Source organism: Paenibacillus xylanexedens, assembly GCF_017874615.1.
GTDB lineage: Bacteria > Bacillota > Bacilli > Paenibacillales > Paenibacillaceae > Paenibacillus > Paenibacillus xylanexedens.
In genome coordinates this window covers 1-17844 of sequence record NZ_JAGIKV010000029.1, presented here as the reverse complement: position 1 = coordinate 17844, position 17844 = coordinate 1, and the positions used below count along the sequence as shown (strand labels likewise).

Here is a 17844-nt window from a genome sequence, read left to right as displayed (position 1 = left end):
TTTTTTGTTAAACATGCTATATGATAAGATTACCGAAATCGTTTTAGATTTTGAAAATGAGATCAAGTTTTAAACCTGTAAACGTTGATTTTAAAAGGATTAATCTATCCATCGGAAGAAGTATTTCATCCGAATTAACCCTCGTTTTTTCTTGAGATATGTATTCGCTATCATTTTAATTAACTACCGATAACCAAAGGAGATTCTATATGACGACCAACCAAACGAAATATCCGTTTCAAGATACAGCACTAGAGTTAGACACCCGGGTGAAGGACCTTGTATCCCGCTTGACGGAAGATGAAAAAATTGAATCCATGCTGCAATATCAGCCGGCAGTAGACCGCCTGGGTGTGCCTGCATACAAACATGGAACAGAAGCGGCACACGGCCTGGCCTGGCTTGGAGAAGCAACATCCTTCCCACAACCGGTGGGGCTTGCATGCACATGGGATGCGGATCTGATGAAAGAGATTGGCTCCGTGCTCGGAGACGAGGCGCGTGTATTTTATAAACGAAATCCGGCAGTGAACGGTCTTACGCTGTGGGCACCTACAGTGGATATGGAACGTGACCCGCGCTGGGGACGGAATGAAGAGGCGTATGGTGAAGACCCGGAACTGACAGCCGAGCTGACAACAGCATTGGTCAAAGGAATTCAGGGTGACCATCCAAAGTATTACAAAGCGGTCGCTACCTTGAAGCATTTCCTCGCCAATAATAACGAAGTGGATCGCGGAAGTGGTTCGTCCAGCATTGATCCACGTAACATGCGTGAATATTATCTAAAGGCGTTTGAGAAGCCATTTAAGGAAGGCGGCGCACAGTCCATGATGACGGCGTACAACTCCATTAATGGTACGCCAGCGTTGTTGCATCCTTTTGTGAACGAGATTGTCAAAGGCGAATGGGGCATGGATGGTTTCATTGTCAGTGATGCAGGCGATGTAATGGGCATCAAGAATGATCATAAATACTATGATTCCCACACACCAGGTACCGTAGAATCCGTGAAGGCCGGAATTGATAGCATCACCGATGATGCTGAGCTGTCCAAACAGGCACTGCGTGAAGGATTGGAACAAGGTACGCTCACGATGGATGACATCGACAAGGCGTTGTTTAATACGTTCCGTGTGCGTTTCCGTCTGGGTGAGTTCGATCCGGAAGAAGGCAACCCGTACGCTTCTATTGGTGAAGAGTCCATGATGACAGAGAAAGCAAAAGAACTGTCGCTCAGAGCTGCAAGAGAACAAGTGGTATTGCTCAAAAACGACAAAGGCACGCTCCCGCTGGACAAAACAAAAGCTGGTAAAGTGGCTGTGATTGGTCAGTTGGGTGGAACGGTCTATCGTGACTGGTATGCAGGCACCATGCCGTATAACGTATCCCCGCTTGAGGCGATCCGTGGCAAAGTAGGCAGCGATAAAGTATCGTTCAAGGATGGTAATGACCGTATTACGTTAACTTCCGTAGCCAGTGGGAAGAAAATTGGACTGGCAGAAGGTGAAAAATCACCTGTGATTGCTTCGGGAGAAGCGGAGACGTTTATGGTGTCCGACTGGGGCTTCGGAAGTTATACCTTGCAGGCCGAAAGCAACGGCAAATATCTGACCACAGATGAAGAGACCGTAACGGCTTCCGCTGATGAAGTATACGGCTGGTTCGTGAAGGAAGTATTCCACCTGTTGCCACAAGAGGATGGCAGTGTAGGTCTGACTACTTGGAATGGCAAAACGGTGACTGCACCTAATGGTGGAAACGATGCATTAGTAGTGTCCGAAGAACTGAAAACCTTTGGTGCCACAGAGACGTTCAAGCAGGATGTGATTGTGAACGGACTTGAAGAAGCGGTAGCAGCAGCTAAGGCTGCGGAAACGGCGATTGTCTTTGTTGGTAATAATCCGCTTGTAAATGGTAAAGAAGAGATTGACCGTCCAAGTCTGGATCTCGCCGAATCCCAGCAACGTCTGGTTGAGGCGGTCTATGCCGCGAACCCGAACACGGTAGTTGTCATCGTGGGTAGTTATCCGTTCACATCCAACTGGGTTCAGGAGAACATCCCGGCGGTATTGTATACTTCACACGCAGGACAGGAACTGGGTAACGCAGTAGCTGACGTCTTGTATGGCGACTATGCACCAGCAGGCCGTCTGAATATGACATGGGTACAATCGGCAGATCAACTGACCGACATCAAAGATTACGATATCATTCAATCTGGTCGGACATATCAATATTTTGAAGGCAATGTATTGTATCCGTTTGGACATGGTCTGACGTATGCAACATTTAAATACAGCAATTTGAAACTTAGCCCAGCTCAAGTGGGTACAGAGGGCAACGTTACGGTAACTGTAGATGTAACCAATACCGGTTCAATTGCCAGCGACGAGGTTGTACAGTTGTACGTTCGTGCAGGCAAATCCCGGGTGAAACGTCCACTCAAAACGTTAAAAGGATTCCGTCGTCTTCATATCGAAGCGGGAGCTACAGCGAAGGTCAGCTTTACTTTGCCTGTTCAGGAACTGGCAATCTGGGATGTAACTCGTGATCGGTATGTCGTGGAAGGTGGAACTTACTCTATTATGGTTGCCAAGTCATCCTCCGATGTTCAGCTGGTTGCAGACCTGACGGTAGAAGGAGAGACGATCCCTGCCCGTAATCTGGGTGTGGCTACTCATGCCGAGAATTATGATGCATACTTGGGTGTTGATCTGGATGAGAGCAAAGAGGGCGGAAGTGCTGTCCGTGTAGTTGGTGAGCAAGGATGGATTGCCTTTAAGGATGCCGATCTGGGTAGTGGGGCAGCAGCAATTGAAGCTCGTGTATCCGCGGAAAAAGCAGGCGCTGTGTTGGAAGTTCGACTCGGTTCACCAGACGGTACGCTCGCAGGACGTGTGGAACTGGCACAAGGTGAAGCCCAGCAGTGGTCTACCGTGAAGGCGGAACTCACAGGTGCATCAGGTGCGCAGGATGTATACATTGTGTTGTCTGCGGGTGTGCGCATCAGTCACTTTGAGATTCGTTAAGTCAAATAGCTCATGAAAAAGCCTCCGAACTTATTCGGAGGCTTAGTTTGTTGTTTAATGACCATTTTGCATAAATCCCCTGAGCGGTAGGAAACGAATTATACAAATTTTTATGATATGAACCGTGCTTGTATTGTCCATTAAACGTATTTTTATTTTCCGTCAAACGTAATCATTTTTTGCACAAATTGCTTCAATTGTTTGTTGGTTTCATTCAGTTGCTCAATTGTGCTCATGAAATTGTTTACGAGTTCAGCCTGTTCTTGGGAGCTTGCCGTGATCTCACCAAGTTCATTCTCCATGCCTTGAATGGATTGCCGAACCGAGAGAAGAGAATCTTCAATACGGGCAGTCGCTTCTTTGGTATCCACAGACAGTTTGCGAATCTCTTTGGCAACAACGCCAAAACCTGCACCTGCTTCGCCTACACGAGCAGCTTCTATAGCTGCATTCAAGCCGAGCAGATTCGTCTGTTCGGAGATTTCGCGAATGAAGCTGGCAACTTGAGTTACATTTCCTGATTTCTGTACGGCTTGTTTGGAATTGTTCCGGATCTCTTCGGTTGTGGCACTGAGTTCCTCGGAGTGTGCAGCTACATGCTGTACACTGTCAATTAACTGGTTAGTCAGATTTTCGGTAGCATCCATGAGCTGTTGTAACTGGTCCTGGTCATCCATACTGTAGAGCAGGTTAAACAGGGCGATGACTTCACCTTTCTCATTTTTAATGGGGATAAAAGCCACGTCAAAAGGAACACCGAATAAATCTTTAGGGTAGTGATCGAATCGTTTGACTGTACCGCCGTTGAGATCAGCAAAATTTCGATTTCCATCCAATAGAGGGTCGCCGGGTTGATAATTCAGTTGTTTTAACGATTCCCCTGCTGAGAAATATAAGAATTTTTCATGATCAATAACGGAGAGGGTTACATCCTGACGAATCGTATCTCGAAAGAAAGGCATACATGTAATTAATGCTTGAACAATATCCATATAAAAGATGATTCCTCCCTGGTTACCTTATGTAAACGGTTAAATTTTAAATGCTAACTTAATAACTACCTATATTATATATCGTCATGCAATAGAGAAGAAAATAGAGAGAATGGATAAAACCTATTCTTTTAAAGAAGACCGCTATACACCAACAAGGCACGAGTCCGCTGGGGACCCGTGCCTTGTTAGTTGGTGAGGGGAATAAAACCAATGTTTACAGCATACTGAGCTGCATTGTAACGATGGTTCGAGTGGCTAGTGTTGCACTGACATCAATCAAACGCTGATTCCGGCTGCCGCGGAAGGGAAGGGAGACATCACGCTCCGCTTCAACGTATCGACCGTCAATAATCACATCACACAACCGGGCAAGCTCCGCTCTTGCAGTGTCGGTAATCAGTTCTTCATATTCGAATCCCGTGTAGGCCCATACCGTCAGATCAGGACTTGCAGCGCGGAGCTGCTGGACCCAAGACGTACATTCTGCTGCCGAGAAAAAGGGATCACCACCACACAACGTAACGCCATCCAGCAACGGATGGGTCGTCACTTCATGCAGAATCTGCTGCTGCCGCTCCTCTGTAAAGGGCTCACCCGCTCGAAAGCTCCATGAATCCGGACTGAAGCAGCCCGGACAGGCGTGACGACATCCGCTGATGAACAACACAGCACGTAGGCCTGTCCCTTCATTCACCGATTCCGGGATGTAACCATATAGATTCACCGGTGCTTCACCCGATCCCGCACTTCGGCCTGCTTCGCAGCATTAAAGCGTACTTTGTAATCTCCGGTCAGATAGCCAGTTACGCGGCGTAACCGCTGGAAGTGTACATGATTCTCGTGGGCTTCACAGCCTGGGCATACATCCCCAATGACGCCTTCATAACCACATGCAGGGCAGCGATCAATCGGATGATTAATGGAGAAATAACCGATATCCTGCGCCAGTGCATACTGTACAATTCGCAGGAAAGCTGCGGTGTTGGCCCGAACGTTTCCGTCAAGCTCCACATAGGAGATTGCACCCGCATTACATAACGTGTGGAAAGGAGCCTCCAGTTCAATCTTCCGATATGCTGGAAGCGTGTGGTATACCGGGATATGGAACGAGTTCGTATAATACTCACGATCATTAACCCCGGGAATAATGCCATAATGGGCTCTGTCGATCTTCGTGAATTTGCCGGACAACCCTTCAGCAGGTGTGGCAAACAGGGTGATATTCAAGTTATGCTGCTCGCTCATCCGGTCACAGAACTCTCTCATGGTCCGAATAATGTTGAGCGCTTCGCGATGTACATGAGGGTCCTGCCCATGATGGCGCCCATAGAGAGCTGTCATACATTCCGCGAGACCGATAAAACCAAGAGATAATGTTCCATGCTTTAATAGATCGGCAACCGGCTCGTTCGGGTCAAGCTGTTCTCCACCTTCCCACACACCCTCCCGCATCATGAAGTCCGATGCCTTGGCAGGCTGTGCTGTCTGAATTCGGTAGCGGTGCAGCAGGCCGGAAGCGGCATTATGCATAACCGACTCCAAAGCAGTATAGAATCCGGCCCGGTCAGCGACAGCTCTGGCACCTTGGCAGATGCCAAACCGGATGCCGAGCTTAACGAGGTTAATGGTGTTGAAGGACAGGTTACCTTTACCACTTTGACGATTGCGACCAAACCGGTCTGCCAGTGTACGTGTGCGGCATCCCATAGTTGCGATGATCGTATCCGGATCTTCCGGATGATAGAAAGGCAGATTGAAAGAGGCATCCACATTGACAAAGTTAGGATACATCCGCCGGGATGAACAGGTGACTGCGAGCCGGAACAGATCATAGTTCGGCTCTCCTTGAGCCTGATTGATCCCCTGTTTACATTGGAAAATATGTTGAGGGAACACGGGAGTCTCCCCGTTGCCCAGGCCACGAATGGTTGCTTCCAGCAACGAGCGTGATACCAACCGTCCTTCCGCAGAAGTACATAATCCATAGTTCAGTGAAGTAAATGGAATCTGACCACCCGCCCGGCTGCTCATCGTATTCAGGTTATGAATCAGTGATTCAGCAGCTTGTCCTGTCTCCAGTTCAGTCTCTTCATAAGCGAAGGCATATGCCCGCGGACATTGATTCTTCGCTTCGATGCTGTCCAGATGAAGCTGTTCATCCTCGAGCAGGGCATGCTCACCAAATAGACGTTGCCCTTTGCGATAATGTTTGCGGAACGATCGCTGTACATAAGGGGCCAGATCCCAGTCAATCTTATTGGCCGATACACCGCCATATTGACTGTTCTGCTGGGATTGGAAGATGATCGCAACCAGGGCCATTGCGGACATGATCGTCTGAGGTGTGCGAACTGATCCGTTGCCTGTGTTGAAACCCGCAGCAAGGAGACGGTCAAACGGGATAAAGATACAGTTGGTCGTTCCAAGAGCATACTGATCCAAATCGTGTACATACAGATCCCCATTCTCCACAGCTTGGGCAAGCTCTTCCGGCAACACATGACGCAGAGCATGCCACTTGGCGGTCTCCGAACCGAGCCTGCTCATTTTACCGCTGAAGGAGTCTCCGTTCAGATTCGCATTTTCCCTCAGCGTATCGGCGTCTTCTGCGCCAATAATTCGTCTTCCCAGGTCGGATAATAGATCGGATGCCGGTGGAGTGGCATACTCAAGCATGTTCATGTAAGGTTCCTCCTAAAATGATTTTGGATATCATTCAATTCATGTTAAATACTATATGTAGATTCGTCTTATCCATTTATAAACTATATGTGGTTTTTTGGGTGTGATAATGGTCACACAACTTACTGGACCAAGTGGACTTTCCTTTAATTGCTGCGGACAAAGGTTCCCAAAGTCTGAGTAGAAGCGTATAATTGCTAGTTACCTGCAAGGATAATTATACGAAGTCGGACAAGATGGACTTTAATCAATCTGAAAAGGCGATTTGCAATACATTTTCGGTCTTTAAACCATCAGTTAAAGACCTGCTTTTGTCCGAAAACGGGCTATCGGCAGGCAGAATGATTCTCTTTTACTTCTACAGTGTTAATCATATAAGTATAGATTGTGACAGCTATTCGGATTCTTGATGAACCCTTGTACGTGATTAAACATTCTGATATACAGATTAGAAAGTGCAGCTAAGACAAAAGGGGTGGATCATGGGGACGGCAGAAGGCATTACGAGAGGTTTCTATGAAGATATAAAGGAAGCTGCGGCCCATATCGTAGACGTATTAAGCGGTATATTGAAGGTCAATACCATCTTTGTTGCCACGAATGACGGGGTGACCAATGTCATTTTGGAGGCCTTTAATCGTACGGAAGAGTTAGTTGTTAAAGGCAGTGCACTTCCATTTACGGATTCATATTGCAGCCTGGTTTTAAGAGACAACGGTAGCGTTCTTACGATCCCGGATACATGTGAACATCCGATGACACGATCCATGGGCGTTACGAGCGGACTTGGCAATCGCTTCTTCGTGGGCGTGCCTATTATGAGAAGATCGGGCGAAACATTTGGCACCATCTGTCTGATGGATGATCCTGGTTATGTGATCAGCGAAACCGATATGAAGACACTGAAGGCGATGGCTGTATTTCTGGGTTATGTTGTTGATCTGGAAAGCACATTGCATGTTCAGGAGCTGAAATTGAGTGATTCGGAACAAATGCAAGAACAGCTCCAGGCAGAGAAAGAACGTGCCGAATCTGAGGCCATGACCAAAACACAGATGTTGAAGCTAATGAGTCACGAGATTCGCAATCCCTTGAACGGTATTTTGGGACTGACAGATCTGATACGCACACCAGATATGCCCGAGGAGCAGTCCGAATATGTGAACATGATTGAGACAAGCGGCAATATTCTGCTTTCCTTGCTGAATAATATGATGAATTTCAACATTAATGAAGCAGGTAAAACGGTTATACATGATGATCCGTTTGATCTGGTAGGCACCATTGAAAATACCGTGTATCTCTATGCCGGGATTGCGACGGGCAAGAACATTGAGTTGGGATTAAATCTTGAACTGAATGTATCTCAAGTGTTCGTTGGTGATGAAGTCAAGATTGGACAGTTGCTTGCACACGTCATTCAGTATGCTCTCGATTCAACGCGTGAAGGTTCGGTTCTGATCACAGCAGTAGTGAACGGAGAAGAATTGGAGGAGACCGGTACACTTCTGCTCAAGGTGAAGTACACGGGTCAGATGTTATCGGACAAGAAGACACAAACCTTTAACAGCCAAGATGAAAATTTGAATATCCAAAAACTGATTGGAAGCAATCTGGGTTTAGCTGTAAGCCAGAATCTTGCCATTCTCATGCATGGCCGTATTCAGGTGAGCAGTGTGAAGGAAAATGAGACGGAATTTAACATCTCCCTTCCGTTGCGCAGATACTGGGAGTTACCTCAACTCGCAAGTGTTCAGCAGCGGTTAAAAGGGAAAAAGGTGTTGCTTGCCAAGGACCCTGACATTTTGCAAGGCGTCTCTTCCCTGATGCGTAGGTGGGAGATGGATGTACATATGACCTCAGGTCTGACAGTAGCGCATGATTGGATTAAGGAAGGATTCATGCCGGATGTAGCCGTGGTGGATATGGGGTTACTGGAAGGCGGTGCGGTCGATTTTGTACATGAACTGAAACAGCGACTGCAGAATTTGCCCGTCATTGTTCTTGTTCCTTATGGTATGCACATTGAATTGCATGAAGCAGAAGCCTTTGATGCTGTTCTGACCAAGCCGGTCAGACAGGCTGATCTGTTGAATGCATTGAGCATTACTTTGCCTTAAATCATGATCATAGATAAATCTTTATTCGGCGCACCTTAGGTGCGCTTCTTTTCATTTTCCATTTTCTGAGCCAAAGCCCTTTTATTCCGAGCTGGTTACGTTACAATAGAAAGTGAACTTCATCTTTATAACCAACAGAGGAGGATGTACATTGGATTATCGCAGATTAGGTGGAAGCGGACTGAAAGTAAGCGAGATCAGCCTGGGAAGCTGGCTGACGTACGGAGGGTATGTGGAACGTGAGAATGCGGTGAAATCAATTGAAACTGCATTTGATGAAGGCATTAACTTTTTTGATACTGCCAATGTATACGAACGGGGTGCAGCAGAAGAACTGCTGGGGCAGACGCTCAAAGCATATTCCCGTGACTCTTATGTACTTGCAACCAAAGTATTTGGCAAAATGGGTGATGGTCCGAATGACCAGGGGTTGTCTCGCAAACATATCAAGGAGCAATGTGAAGCCAGCTTGAAGCGCCTGGGCGTTGAATATGTGGATATCTATTACTGCCATCGTTATCATACCGAAACACCAATTGAAGAAACACTCCGCGCGCTCGATGATCTGGTACGCCAAGGCAAGGTGTTATATGTAGGTGTCAGCCAGTGGACAGCGGCTCAGATGGAAGCTGCGTTGGGTACAGCAGATCGTCTGCTTCTGGATCGTATCGTGGTCAATCAGCCGGTGTACAACATGTTTGACCGTTATATCGAAAATGAGATTATCCCGCTCGGCGAGCGTAAAGGCATCGGACAAGTCGTATATTCCCCGCTTGCTCAAGGTCTATTGACCGGGAAATATACGTCCGTTTCCGATATCCCAGAGAATAGCCGTGCTGCCAAGCTAGGATGGGACGAAGGAAAGATCAATGCGGATCGTATCGGGAAAGTTCGTCAACTGATTGAAGTGGCGGACAAGCTGGATCTGAAGGTTGGTCAACTGGCCCTTGCCTGGATTCTGCGCCAGAACAATGTATCCAGTGCACTTGTAGGGGCGAGTCGTCCCGAGCAGGTAAAAGAAAACGCGGCTGCATCTGGCGTGAAGCTGGATGCTGCCATTGTCGAGGAGATTGAGAGCATCCTTGCTTGATCTCCTGTCAGCACACAAGCTGAGATGATATGTAATGATCCATAAAGCAAGGGATGTCCTGTACGCCTGAATAGGCGAACGAGACATCCCTTTTTTGGAGAACGTTGAAAGGTTGTTTATTGAAAGGTTAGATATTACTTTAAAGTGTAAGAGGCAAGGAGCGAAAAGTTAAGGCACATACACGGTTACGCCCTGTATTCTTGGCTTCATATAAAGCACGGTCGGCCTGTTCGAAGAAATCGTCATCGTCATGATCATCACAATGATCGGGATACACGGCTACGCCAATGGAGATGGTTAGACGTGTCGTGTGCCCGTCGGGCAGAGCAAAATGGTATTTCTCTACAGCCTGCCGTATAGATTCGGCGGTAGCTACGGCCTGACGGTGTCCACAGTCGAGCAAGAGAATGGCGAATTCTTCCCCACCGTTTCGTGACACGATATCAGCAGAACGTGCATGCTCAACGAGCAGTTGTCCCAGTTGCTTCAGGACCGCATCGCCAGCGGAATGACCATAGGTGTCGTTTACCTTTTTGAATCGGTCAATATCAATGGCAAGCAAGGAAAGCTTCTGTTGGTAATCCCGCGCACGCTGGAGTTCCAGTTGAAGTGATTTTTCGAACTGTCGTCGATTGCTCAGGTTGGTAAGATGATCGGTAGATGCTCTTTTTTCCAATAGAAATAACATTTCATTGGATTTATTAATGAATTCTGCGATGAAATAGATAAATAATCCACCGGCAAAGGAAATGGTCATTTGTAACGGATATATCTTCATTAATGAATTCATGCTGTCCGTATTCAACATAAGGATGATAAAGATTAATGTCATGCCAAGCAGATTCATTGTAATTATTTTGGTCAGTCTGGACCAGGGAGCATAGGCGAAGTATACACCGGACAGTCCAATCAGAGTCATCACAAATCCTGCATCTATGGCAGAGGATGATATGCCGAACATCAGAATACGAAGGACCGAGATCATAAGTCCCGTAAATACCGAAGCCAATCCTCCCATATATACCGCTGCGGTAACGATGGCCAGATGCCGTAGATCTACAATCGTAGTTTCGTTCAGAGGGAAAGAATAATTCATGAGTACTGTGCCATATATACCGAATAATAAGCCGCCGATCAACTGAACACGTAACGAGGGAAAAGGCAATCGGATACTATAGAACTTCGCGATGATCCCGGACACATACATAAATGTAATCATGACACAGATATTAATGAAAAAAGTGCTAAACAACCGACATTCCCCCTTTTTACGCACATCCCTATATTTTATCTGAAAAGTGGTGCTGTAGCGAACCATATTATCCCAAATTTATGAGGGGATTGCTGGGAAAGGTGTTTTATTTGCATATACAGGATGTTAGAGTGATATTGACTTCAATATACAATAAGATTTATACTTAATCTAAATCAAAATTTATTCTTTCTTTTAGAGAAGGCCATCATAAGTAGAAGATCAGTGTCTGATTTCATATAAAATGGATCAATAATAAAGGAGAAATGGTTGTGAGAACTTTAAATCTGACGATACAACGGCAAGCGGTATATGATGTGGTGCGTCATTCGGAGGATCACCCTACAGCTGCTGATGTCATGAACCGACTCGTGGAACAAGGATATAATCTGGCCTATGGTACGGTGTATAATTCTCTTCGTTATCTGACGGACAAAGAACTGATACGGGAACTTAAACTCGGAGAGACAGCAAGCAGGTACGATGCCCGTATGGATGATCATCAGCACATTATGTGTGAAGTGTGCGGCAAAGTGGACGAGGTGATGACGGAGGTTCCTCCACAATGGATGAAACAGGTGGCTGAAGAAACCGGATATACAATCGACCATGCACATGTGGTCTTTGGAGGTGTCTGCGGGGAATGCAGAAACAAACGGATCAAGTAAAAGTAAGGTTGCCTGGTCGCCGTTTGCCCCTTCGGGTCAAACCTGCCTTGTCCGATCCAGCACCGGTTGTGGATAATTGTCCGACTACACGGCGTGTCATTCTGATTAGCCCAATGCCGGGACAGGTCCATGAATTGGTGAAGGCTCTGACAGACAGCTGCTTTGATGTACTGGTCTTCCATCGCTGGGAACCGGATCTACATGAACGTCTTGTCTTTGATCTGTTGATCTATGATCTGTCTGTTGCCGGAACCATAGATGCATTCGCTGGGATCAGCAGCCGATTGAACCGGGAAGCGGAACATACAACGCCTTGTCTGTATCTGGTCGGTGAGAAGATGATTGGCAGCGCAAGTGGACCGATGCTTCAAGAGGAATTGCTGGTGTGGCCTGCACGCCCGCAGGAAGCTCTTTACCGGGTGCAGCGCATGATTGGCAACAGTCCTGCTCTGCCCAACCGTGGCTTCTTGCCTGAGGAAGGGCAACGGATCGTATTCAAGGATCTGTGGCTCGATCGTGAACGGATGAGTGTACAGCGCGATGATAACCGGATTCATCTGACCAAGACCGAATATGATCTGTTGCTCAAGCTGATTGACGCCAAAGGTGCGGTCATTTCCCGTGAGGAGATGCTCAGTGATATTTGGGAGACGGACTTTACAGGTGGAAGTAATGTGGTCGATGTTCATATCAAAAGCTTGCGCAAGAAATTAGGCGATAACGCGTCTTCGCCGCAATATATCGTAACTGTAAGAGGAGTGGGCTACCGCCTGGCGGATTAGTCCGCTTTTTTTTATCTAATTTTATCGTTCACCTCATGTATTTTTGGGTAAAACCTAATAGATAGAGTAAATCCGAATCACTTTCTTAAAAACATGTTCATGGTTCATTCATGAAGTGTTGAAGAACCTCATCTTAATCTCATGTGAACCTCATGCAAGAGCAGAGTAGGACATGTTAGAATCAATTTAACAGTTAGATCAAGTCTAAATGTATATTTAAACCGAAGCCGAATATGATTTTATATAGTAGATATATAACAGCCGTGAGACCCATTAGAGGAGGACGACATGATGACAGAACGTATGACAACCAATCAGGGAGCACCTGTCGGTGATAACCAGAATTCCCGCACAGCAGGCAGAAGAGGACCAACACTGCTTGAAGACTACCATCTTATTGAGAAAATAGCCCACTTTGACCGTGAACGTATTCCCGAAAGAGTTGTACATGCAAGGGGTACAGGAGCTCATGGCGTATTTACGTTGGAGCAGAGTATGAAGGCTTATACCACAGCGGACTTCCTGCAAGATCCGGGTACGGAGACGGATGTGCTGGTTCGTTTCTCGACCGTTATTCACGGTACGGGATCACCAGAGACTGCACGGGATCCGCGTGGATTTTCCGTCAAATTCTACACCCGGGAAGGTAATTATGATATCGTCGGCAACCATCTGCCCGTGTTCTTCATTCGTGATGCCATAAAGTTTCCCGACATGGTTCACTCTCTGAAGCCAGCTCCAGATACGAACATTCAGGAACCCGCCCGATATTGGGACTTTATGACCCTCTCACCGGAATCAACACATATGATGACCTGGTTGTTCTCTGATCTGGGCACACCAGCAAGTTATCGGGAGATGGATGGTTTCAGCGTACATGCTTTCAAATGGATTAATGCACAGGGACAGGTCCACTATGTGAAATACAAATGGGAGTCTGCACAAGGCGTGCGAGGCTTCTCTCGTCAGGAAGCTGCCGAGGTACAGGGGCAAGACTTTAACCATGCTACCCGGGACCTGCATGAACATATCAAGAACGGGCAATACCCGCAGTGGAAGTTACAGGTACAGCTCTTGAAGCCGGAGCAAATGGATGATTTTGCTTTTGATCCTCTCGATCCAACCAAAACATGGCCTGAAGATGTATTGCCGTTCCATACTGTAGGGACCATGACCCTGAATCGGAATCCGCAAAACTTCTTTGCTGAAGTGGAGCAGGCGGCCTTTTCTCCTAGTGCGCTTGTACCCGGAATTGAGCCTTCCGAAGACAAATTGTTGCAAGGACGCCTATTCTCCTATCCAGATACACAGCGTCACCGGCTTGGACCGAACTATTTACAAATTCCGGTGAATTGCCCGTACGCACCCGTTCGTAATCATCAGCGTGATGGACTCATGAATGTGAATCAGGACCCATCTCCGGTGAACTATGAACCCAACAGTTCCGGAAACAGCCCGCAAGAAGATCCAGCATACCGGGACAGTCAGGTTCCGTTGCAAGGGCATGTTACAAGAGAGAAAATCGAGAAGACGGATGATTACACGCAGGCAGGTGAGCTTTTCCGTTCATTTACTCCTGTAGAGCAGCAGCATTTGCTTGATAATCTGATCAATGACCTTAAGGGCGTATCTGTTGATATTCAAATGCGTGCCCTGTGCCACTTCTTCCGGGCGGATGGACAGCTTGGCGGACGTTTAGCTCATGGACTCGGCGTGGATATTTCTGCACATATGCCGTCACAGGATGGAAAATAAAGTGCAGTTTGACCCTGTACTCACACAACATCATACGGACTGATATTCGGTGAAGACCGGGAAAACCGCGAACGTGCGGAATTTCCCGGTCTTTGGCCTTTTTTACTGAAATGGAAAACAAATTTACAAATCATTTACATAAAATAGCTGACATAGAGGTTGACTTCTCATTTGTTGGCACTACAATGGGTAGTGTGAGGGGTGTCAGAAAATGAGAATACACAATTTCAAAGTGGGTGAGCGTGGGCTCAACCGATTTTTCGGTCCGCTGGAAGCCAAGATTATGGACATTTTATGGGCTCATCCTGGCAGTAGCATCCGTGAAGTGCAGACCGCACTTGAACAAGACAAAGACGTCAATTTTAATACAGTCATGACTGTGATGAACCGGCTCGTAGACAAGGGACTTCTCGGAAAGTCACAAAAGGGCAGAACATCTTTGTACCAACCGGTACAGAGTAAGGAGGAGTTTATGAACGACCAATCCAAGGAACTGTCACATGAGTTGGTGGATGAATTCGGAGCTTTGGCATTGAATCATATGCTGGATGCGCTGGACGAAGCAGATGCGGGTCTGATTGAACGCCTGGAACAGAAGATCAAACAATGGAAAAAGGATAGCGATTAAGATGTGGAAGACCCGCTCGAAACTTTTGTTTACCGTCGGGTTTGGCATTCCGTTACTCGTGTTCATGCAGATGTTCATGTACGCGATGTACAAAATTTTTGGCTGGGATATCCCGTTTAACCTGCTCTGGCTCTGCAATCATTGGATGAGTCGACTGGGCTGGTTATCCGTGGGACATTTCCTGCTGGCACTGGTATTGCTGACATTTGCGGGAACAGGCTGGTTGTTAATGGTGCGTATGATGAAAACCAGAGCAGCCGTACGTAAGCTTCGCTCCATGGAGGTGCGTGCATTGTCTCGCGAACTGGAGTCCAAGTATCACCATCTCGGACAGCCGAGATTCATTGTGGTGGACAAGCATTCACCGGTTGCATTTACAATTGGTTTATGGAGACCTTGCATCGTACTCTCCACGGGGCTTCTGACGATGCTGGATGCAGAAGAGGAGACTGCAGTTGTGTACCACGAAGTCCATCATCTGTGGCACCGTGACCCACTGAAGACAACACTGTTATCGGTATTTGCAATCATGATGCCGTATATTCCCGTATTGAAGCATACTTCGAAACATTACAATATTGTGAGAGAAATTCTGGCGGACAATGAGGCTATTGAGCGTACAGGCAATATGGCAGGCATTGGCAGTGCTTTGCTCAAGCTGCTCCGTGCTTGTCCTGAACCTTGGGGGGCCAAAGAACTGACCGTTCAATCCTCATTTGCGGATACGTCGGTGAATGTCCGAATTTCACGTCTGCTGGACCCGGAACAGGACGTCACGCTGAGGTTACCACGCTACGCCGTTCTGATGTCGGCTACTGTTTTCCTGTTGCTGTCTATCTTGTTTGTTTGGTCCATTGGATGAATCAACTTAGCTATATGTGAGTTCGAGTATAACACTAGGAAGGATGATGAACATGAATAATAAAAGTGTAGAGATTGGATTATTTTTCTCAAGGATTATGATCGGTTTGGTCTTTGTATTGCACGGCTGGAGTAAATTCGAAGGTGGAATCAGCGGTACGGTAGGTTTCTTCGAAAGTATTGGTATTCCTGGATTTCTTGCATCCGTTGTAGCCATCATTGAGTTGGTAGGTGGTGCAGCGATGATTCTGGGTCTGGGAACACGTGTGTTTGCAGCCCTGTTTGCTATCGTGATGGTTGGCGTTCTGTTTACAGCCAAAATGGGTGAGCCGTTCCTGAGTGGTACCGAGTTAGATTACCTGCTGCTGGCGGGTTCCCTGACACTGCTCTTCACAGGAAGCCGCTTCCTGGCCGTGGATTATCTGTTCTCCAGACAGGGGAACGCTCGTCAGAATGTGAGTGCCTGAATTGACTAACGATTGTTAAAAAATAATGAAGTGCAGGGTGAGTCCTGTAACGAGGTTCTTTATTGGCCAGGCCGGTTCGGGAATTGTATTTGCGAACCGGGCTGATCAGTAGAGAACTTTTTTTGAAATATAGGGAAGTTATGTTATTTCACCATCCTTCTCTATATTTCTTCGGAATGAAACACGCTGAGCCGCTAGAGGACGGCGACAGCCGGTTCACCTTGTTTGGACGACATGCCTATAGTTTGTTACAATGAGAATAAGTATGCTACTAAGAAAAAATAAGGAGGATGCATTTTATGATTAACGTCATTCCATCCGATGCCCGCTCCAGCTTCGATCGAGGCTGGCTCCGGGGTAGTCACAGCTTTTCTTTCGGAGAATACCAAGACTCGGAGAATACGGCGTTTGGACCGATGCGGGTAGCGAACGACGATGTGATTGCGCCTGGTCGCGGTTTTGGGGCTCACCCGCATAGTGATATGGAGATTGTATCCATCGTATTGAACGGCAAGTTGCGACATGAAGATAACCTGGGCAATGTAGCCGTTACAGGCTTTGGTGGTATCCAGCGGATGTCAGCAGGCAGTGGCATGATTCATACCGAACATAATGCATCCGATACCGAAGAAGTACGTTTGCTTCAGCTCTGGTTCATGCCACAGACAAAAGGGTTAGAGCCCTCCTATGAGACCACATCATTTGATCCAGCGGCATTGGCAGGAGCACTTGTGCCGATTGTATCCCCAGATGGGGGACCAAGAGTTGCGACCATTCATCAGGATATGACGATCTACCTTGGCCGATTAGCCAAAGACGAAACGTTAACCTTTAATCAGGATGCAGGCCGCCGAATGTACATTTTCTCCATCGAAGGCAAGCTGGGATTGGATGGAGAGTACCTGTTGAACGAAGGCGACACGGCTCGTGTGGAACAGCGGGATTCAATCGAACTGCAAGGAAACGAAGATACGTTCTATATGATTATTGATTTGCCGTAGATGGCTGATGAAATGAACTCCAAGATGAAGGAGGATATACACGTATGGCGCAACAGGAATGGTTTATGGTTAAACATGCGGTGACCGGGCGAGGATTAGCTAATAGCAAAACAGATTCGCTGTCCTATCGGTTCCAACAGGAGGGTACAGGTTTCATATTTACCGTTACGGGTCTGGACGAGCAGATTGTGGAACAGATTATGAAGCTTAGACAGGAACTGAACGTATTTCGATTCGTCCAACGCAAGGACCGGCCCCTTTTGAAACACTGGTACTACGCCGATGGTGAACGGGTAGTATACGACAGGGAGAGTCACACGCTAAGCATCTATGCGAAGTCGGAGATTCGTTATGTGCCTGAAGATTATTTTGCGGATTAACTAAAATAGCTTGAACAGGTTTTCGAATAGTTAAGGAGGGGCTGTCCCATAAGTCATAAAAATGGCTAGGGACAGACCTGTTTTCCAAATTGTAAAACAAAAAGAAGCCTTTCCTTGGTAAAATGGAAGTG

General features: G+C 47.0%; 15 protein-coding genes. 11 read left to right on the top strand and 4 right to left on the bottom strand.

Annotated features, from left to right (window positions below; all coding sequences use genetic code 11):
- Positions 1-209: 209 nt before the first annotated feature.
- Positions 210-3032 carry a glycoside hydrolase family 3 C-terminal domain-containing protein gene (locus J2Z28_RS26925; protein ID WP_211085236.1) on the top strand — a complete coding sequence of 941 codons (2823 nt, stop codon included), beginning with the start codon at positions 210-212 and terminating at the stop codon, positions 3030-3032.
- Between the two features lie 152 nt (positions 3033-3184).
- Here J2Z28_RS26925 and J2Z28_RS26920 read toward each other — a convergent pair whose 3' ends face one another.
- The 3 genes from J2Z28_RS26920 to J2Z28_RS26910 all read right to left on the bottom strand — a co-directional run bounded on the left by J2Z28_RS26920 (position 3185) and on the right by J2Z28_RS26910 (position 6709).
- On the bottom strand, positions 3185-4024 hold the full coding sequence (locus tag J2Z28_RS26920; protein ID WP_036612816.1) for a methyl-accepting chemotaxis protein: 840 nt from the start codon (positions 4022-4024) through the stop codon (positions 3185-3187).
- 217 nt (positions 4025-4241) lie between these two features.
- Positions 4242-4751, bottom strand: a complete 510-nt coding sequence (nrdG, locus tag J2Z28_RS26915; protein WP_211085234.1) for an anaerobic ribonucleoside-triphosphate reductase activating protein — start codon at positions 4749-4751, stop codon at positions 4242-4244.
- The gene (locus J2Z28_RS26910; RefSeq protein WP_211085232.1) at positions 4748-6709 is read right to left on the bottom strand and encodes an anaerobic ribonucleoside triphosphate reductase; all 1962 of its coding nucleotides are present in this window, start codon (positions 6707-6709) and stop codon (positions 4748-4750) included. The genes nrdG and J2Z28_RS26910 overlap by 4 nt, the downstream gene beginning before the upstream one ends.
- Before the next feature lie 482 nt (positions 6710-7191).
- Between J2Z28_RS26910 and J2Z28_RS26905 the strand changes: the two genes are divergently transcribed.
- Both J2Z28_RS26905 and J2Z28_RS26900 read left to right on the top strand, forming a co-directional pair.
- On the top strand, positions 7192-8829 hold the full coding sequence (locus J2Z28_RS26905; protein WP_211085230.1) for an ATP-binding response regulator: 1638 nt from the start codon (positions 7192-7194) through the stop codon (positions 8827-8829).
- Positions 8830-8980: 151 nt separating this feature from the next.
- On the top strand, positions 8981-9919 hold the full coding sequence (locus J2Z28_RS26900; RefSeq protein ID WP_047840782.1) for an aldo/keto reductase family protein: 939 nt from the start codon (positions 8981-8983) through the stop codon (positions 9917-9919).
- A 139-nt stretch (positions 9920-10058) separates the two neighbouring features.
- Here the strand turns inward: J2Z28_RS26900 and J2Z28_RS26895 are convergent, their stop codons facing one another.
- Positions 10059-11171, bottom strand: coding sequence for a GGDEF domain-containing protein (locus tag J2Z28_RS26895; RefSeq protein ID WP_211085228.1), 1113 nt, complete (start codon positions 11169-11171; stop codon positions 10059-10061).
- Positions 11172-11443: 272 nt separating this feature from the next.
- Here J2Z28_RS26895 and J2Z28_RS26890 point away from each other — a divergent pair, with 272 nt between their 5' ends.
- The 8 genes from J2Z28_RS26890 (at position 11444) to J2Z28_RS26855 (ending at position 17713) form a co-directional block, all read left to right on the top strand.
- On the top strand, positions 11444-11839 hold the full coding sequence (locus J2Z28_RS26890; RefSeq protein WP_211085226.1) for a Fur family transcriptional regulator: 396 nt from the start codon (positions 11444-11446) through the stop codon (positions 11837-11839).
- On the top strand, positions 11815-12621 hold the full coding sequence (locus J2Z28_RS26885; RefSeq protein WP_211085224.1) for a winged helix-turn-helix transcriptional regulator: 807 nt from the start codon (positions 11815-11817) through the stop codon (positions 12619-12621). Before J2Z28_RS26890 ends, J2Z28_RS26885 begins: the two co-directional genes overlap by 25 nt.
- Before the next feature lie 291 nt (positions 12622-12912).
- On the top strand, positions 12913-14376 hold the full coding sequence (locus J2Z28_RS26880) for a catalase (RefSeq protein ID WP_280530862.1): 1464 nt from the start codon (positions 12913-12915) through the stop codon (positions 14374-14376).
- Between the two features lie 211 nt (positions 14377-14587).
- Positions 14588-15004, top strand: coding sequence for a BlaI/MecI/CopY family transcriptional regulator (locus J2Z28_RS26875; protein WP_036612800.1), 417 nt, complete (start codon positions 14588-14590; stop codon positions 15002-15004).
- Between the two features lies 1 nt (position 15005).
- Positions 15006-15866, top strand: coding sequence for a M56 family metallopeptidase (locus tag J2Z28_RS26870; RefSeq protein ID WP_211085221.1), 861 nt, complete (start codon positions 15006-15008; stop codon positions 15864-15866).
- A 52-nt stretch (positions 15867-15918) separates the two neighbouring features.
- The gene (locus J2Z28_RS26865) at positions 15919-16332 is read left to right on the top strand and encodes a DoxX family protein (protein ID WP_211085219.1); all 414 of its coding nucleotides are present in this window, start codon (positions 15919-15921) and stop codon (positions 16330-16332) included.
- Positions 16333-16631: 299 nt separating this feature from the next.
- On the top strand, positions 16632-17333 hold the full coding sequence (locus J2Z28_RS26860) for a pirin family protein (protein WP_211085217.1): 702 nt from the start codon (positions 16632-16634) through the stop codon (positions 17331-17333).
- A 44-nt stretch (positions 17334-17377) separates the two neighbouring features.
- Complete coding sequence (locus tag J2Z28_RS26855) at positions 17378-17713, top strand: hypothetical protein (RefSeq protein WP_211085215.1); 336 nt, start codon at positions 17378-17380, stop codon at positions 17711-17713.
- Positions 17714-17844: the final 131 nt, after the last annotated feature.